Here is a 4,253-nt window from a genome sequence, read left to right on the forward strand (position 1 = left end):
TGAAATTGGCAGAGCAAGGAATCATGCAGTACAAGCCTGTTGGAACAAGGGACGAAAGCAGTGGAAAAGAGATATTGGTTATCATCAACGTTCACGAATAGAAGCCAAAATGTTTGCATTTAAACGGCTTGGACAAGGGGTGTCTAGCCGATGCTTTAATCGTCAGGTAGTCGACTTGCAAATCAGAGTCGATATTTTGAATAAATTTACTCAACTCGGTACAGCCCAAACAGTCGCTGTTGCATAAATATCGGGAAGATAGACTGACTCATCTTTATTTTTATTTATGCAACAAAGCCGGTAAAATATAAAAAACTATCGCATAAAAGAAACTAAGAATAACTGTAATTATTGGAGCCATAAAAAACAAAGCCGCAAATCCTCTTATTGCAGAATTATCAGGCTGACCATCAGGTAATCTAAAATCAATCAGTAAAACTGACCATCCAATTAAAAGCAATAAAATCATTAAACTCGCTCCTGCAATAAGCGAGCTAAAAATCCAACTCCACGAACGCATTTTTTATGTCCTTATCCATTTTTTATCTTTATCTACACAAGTATAAAGGCTTTTGAAAAGAATTCATCTAATCTCTTGTGCATCTCTCTCTTAACTCAGGTAAAATCACTACCCTTGCATTAACTTTGAGAAAGAGAGTTATATCCGTGCGAAATATCTTAGTCACAAATGCCCTACCTTACGCCAATGGTCCCATCCATATGGGTCACTTACTCGGTTATATCCAAGCAGATATTTGGGTTCGTGCAATGCGTGCTATGGGACACAATGTGACTTATGTTTGTGCGGATGATGCACACGGTACTGCGATTATGTTACGTGCTGAAGCAAATGGCATTACGCCTGAACAGCAAATCGCCAATGTTCAAAAAGAACATATCCGTGATTTTGATGGATTTGGTGTGCATTTCGATCACTATGACTCAACCAATAGTGATGAAAATAAAGCCCGTTCTGAAGAAATTTATATTAAAAACCGTGAAGCAGGCAATATTGCGATTCGACCTGTAACACAATTGTTTGACCCTGAAAAAGGGATGTTTCTTTCAGACCGCTTTATTAAAGGTACATGCCCTAAATGTAAGGCTGAAGATCAATATGGCGATTCATGTGAAGTGTGCGGTACGACTTATAATGCCACTGAACTTTTAAACCCTCGCTCGACTCTGAGTGGAGCAACACCAGTTGAAAAATCATCTGATCATTATTTCTTTAAACTGCCTAATTTCTCAGAATATTTACAAAAATGGACACGTGATGAAGGTCGTTTACCACTTTCAATCGCAAATAAACTAGATGAATGGTTTGATGCAGGTCTTGCTGATTGGGATATTTCACGTGATGCACCATATTTTGGTTTTGAAATCCCAGATACACCAAACAAATATTTCTATGTCTGGGTAGATGCGCCTATTGGTTATATGTCTAGTTTTGAAAATTACATCAAAACTAAACGTCCAGAATTAAACTTTGATGATTATTGGAAAAAAGACTCTAAAAATGAGGTTTATCACTTCATTGGTAAAGATATTGTCTATTTCCATGCGCTGTTCTGGCCAGCAATGCTTGAAGGTGCAAACTATCGTACGCCAACAGGTTTATTTGTAAATGGATTCCTGACTGTTAATGGTCAAAAAATGTCGAAATCACGCGGTACATTCATTAAGGCAGAAACGTATTTACAGCATTTAAATCCTGAATATTTACGTTATTATTTCGCTTCCAAGTTGTCTGATAAAGTTGAAGATTCGGATTTAAATCTTGATGATTTCGTTCAAAAGGTTAACTCGGATTTAGTCGGTAAAGTAGTGAATATTGCCAGCCGTTGTGCAAAATTCATTAACACTAAATTTGATAATAAACTCTCAAGTGAATGTGCTGAACCAGAACTGGTACAAAGCTTTATCAATGCTGGTGATTCGATTGCTAAAGCTTATGAATCACGTGAATTTTCTACTGCTATTCGTGAAATCATGGCATTGGCTGACCGCGCAAACCAATATATCGATGAGAAAAAACCTTGGGCACTCGCTAAAGTCGAAGGCGAAGAACAGCAAGTCCATGATGTTTGTTCTGTAGGAATCAATCTTTTCCGTCAACTGGCTGTTTATCTCGCTCCTGTACTTCCAGCTTTGGCAAAGCAAGTTCAAGACTTCCTTAAACTTGAAAGTTTTGACTTTGCTTCACGCAAACAAATCCTGGTTGCCCATGAAATTGCTCAGTTCGAACCACTGATGCAACGTGTAGATTCTAAAGCTGTGGCAGCGATGGTTGAAGCATCTAAAGATTCTTTAGCAGCCCCTGCTCCTGCAAAAGCTGAAAAGAAAAAAGAAAAGAAAGCAGAGAAAAAAACCGAGCCTAAAATAGGTGAAGCTGAAGTCATTGGTATCGAAGATTTCCTTAAAGTTGATCTTCGTGTTGCAAAAGTAGTTGAAGCAGCAACAGTTGAAGGTTCAGATAAGCTTTTACAATTGACGCTAGATGCAGGTGAAGCGGAAACCCGCAATGTCTTTAGTGGTATTCGTAGCAGCTATGCACCTGAAGATTTGAAAGATAAATTAGTTGTACTGGTTGCTAATCTTGCACCGCGTAAAATGCGTTTTGGCGTTTCAAACGGTATGGTACTTGCGGCAGGAAATGGTGAAGGTATCTTTATTATTTCTCCAGATTCTGGAGCAAAACCAGGCGATAAGGTGTCTTAATAGACATAAAATGACTTTATGAAAAATCCTCTTACATAAGAGGATTTTTTTTACAGCTAAAAAATGTATAAAACAAAAAAACATGTTACAACATGACTATCATTGAATAGAAAATAACAACGACATGAAAAAATGCCTTTTTGTAATATCAACATCTGTTGCCATTTTATCCTCTGCAACATTTGCTCAAACTCAAAAGAGCTTACCAATTATAGATATAGAACAACAACCTCAAGTTGCTGGCTTTTATCAACATCAGTTAGGAAGCATCCAAATTACTGCCCTGCTTGATGGCACAAATTTCATGTCCCCTACATTATTTCAAAATATATCTCAAGACAAGGTTCATGAAATTTTAAAGAAATACCATGCAGATCAAGCTAAAGGCGTTCAAACTTCAATAAATGCCTTTTTAGTAAATACGGGTTCCGCACTTGTGTTAGTTGATAGTGGTACAGCAGACTGTTTTGGTGCTCACTTAGGTTCTGTTCTTAAAAATTTAAAAGCTTCTGGCTACAAGCCTGAGCAAGTGGATACCATTCTATTAACACACTTGCATCCAGATCATGTCTGCGGTGTCAGTAAAAATGGTGTAGCTAATTTTCCAAATGCCACAATCTATGTATCCAAAGATGAAGCAGATTACTGGTTAAATCCGAAACAAAGTAAGTCGATTCCGAAAGATAAGCTGGAAAATTATTTTGGTACTGTTAAAACCATAAAAGCTGCGATTGCACCATATCAAGCTAAAAAGCAGTTTAAAATATTTAAACTTGGTGACAAAATAAAGGGTTTTGAGGTGATAAATACTTCTGGACATACACCAGGTCATTTCAGTTATAAATTTAAAACTACTGATCAGGATATTGTATTTATTGGTGATATTGTCCATTCACATACTGTTCAGTTTGACAGACCTGAAACGGCTATTGAATATGATATTGATCCACAACAAGCTGTGCAGACCCGTTTAAAACAGTTTTCGGACTATGCAAAAAATGGACAAACTATCGCAGCTCCTCATTTACCATTTCCTGGAATTGGGCATATTTATTCAGCAGATGGTCAAAGCTATCAATGGATACCAATACATTTTAAAGATTAATCATCTAACAGAAACCCTAAAAAGGGTTTCTCAAATCAATTAAAACTTAATTTAAATATCCGATTGAATTATTCATTATTCGATTTTAAGACTTTTCCATTTTCTTTTAAAACATTGCCATCATATTCATAGATCATTTTCTTATTACCTATTTTTTTTAATCTAACAGGGTCTTCTGCTATCCCTGCAAACATTGGCATTTTAACGATAATTCTATCTGTTTTAACAAATATATCTACTAAATCAGAACATGAACCAAATCTTGGTGAAACGACAGGATTTCTCCCCTTAATAAGCTTTATAAAGTAAAGCTCTGCTGGGCAAGCAACTCCACCATTATCTTGCACCAAGATGACATCAATCTCATCAAGTTGATATTTCCCAACCAAACGTAAACTATTATTTCCTTCAATAACTGGTATAATTA

4 protein-coding genes and 1 pseudogene are annotated in these 4,253 nt (G+C 36.5%); 3 read left to right on the forward strand and 2 right to left on the reverse strand.

Annotated elements, in window-relative coordinates; genetic code table 11:
• Positions 1-247, forward strand: a pseudogene (locus KPC_RS18135) (IS5/IS1182 family transposase); the annotation flags it as partial.
• Between the two features lie 33 nt (positions 248-280).
• On the opposite strand, the gene KPC_RS18140 reads toward KPC_RS18135, so the two are convergent.
• Positions 281-520, reverse strand: a complete 240-nt coding sequence (locus KPC_RS18140) for a hypothetical protein (protein WP_121975733.1) — start codon at positions 518-520, stop codon at positions 281-283.
• Between the two features lie 146 nt (positions 521-666).
• Between KPC_RS18140 and metG the strand changes: the two genes are divergently transcribed.
• Positions 667-2,721 carry a methionine--tRNA ligase gene (gene metG, locus KPC_RS18145; RefSeq protein ID WP_121975734.1) on the forward strand — a complete coding sequence of 685 codons (2,055 nt, stop codon included), beginning with the start codon at positions 667-669 and terminating at the stop codon, positions 2,719-2,721.
• 124 nt (positions 2,722-2,845) lie between these two features.
• The gene (locus KPC_RS18150; protein ID WP_121975735.1) at positions 2,846-3,826 is read left to right on the forward strand and encodes an MBL fold metallo-hydrolase; all 981 of its coding nucleotides are present in this window, start codon (positions 2,846-2,848) and stop codon (positions 3,824-3,826) included.
• A 68-nt stretch (positions 3,827-3,894) separates the two neighbouring features.
• Here KPC_RS18150 and KPC_RS20495 read toward each other — a convergent pair.
• On the reverse strand, positions 3,895-4,253 hold a 359-nt coding region (locus tag KPC_RS20495; protein WP_121975736.1), incomplete at its 5' end, for a hypothetical protein.

The sequence above is a fragment of the Acinetobacter stercoris genome, assembly GCF_900323515.1.
Classification (GTDB): domain Bacteria; phylum Pseudomonadota; class Gammaproteobacteria; order Pseudomonadales; family Moraxellaceae; genus Acinetobacter; species Acinetobacter stercoris.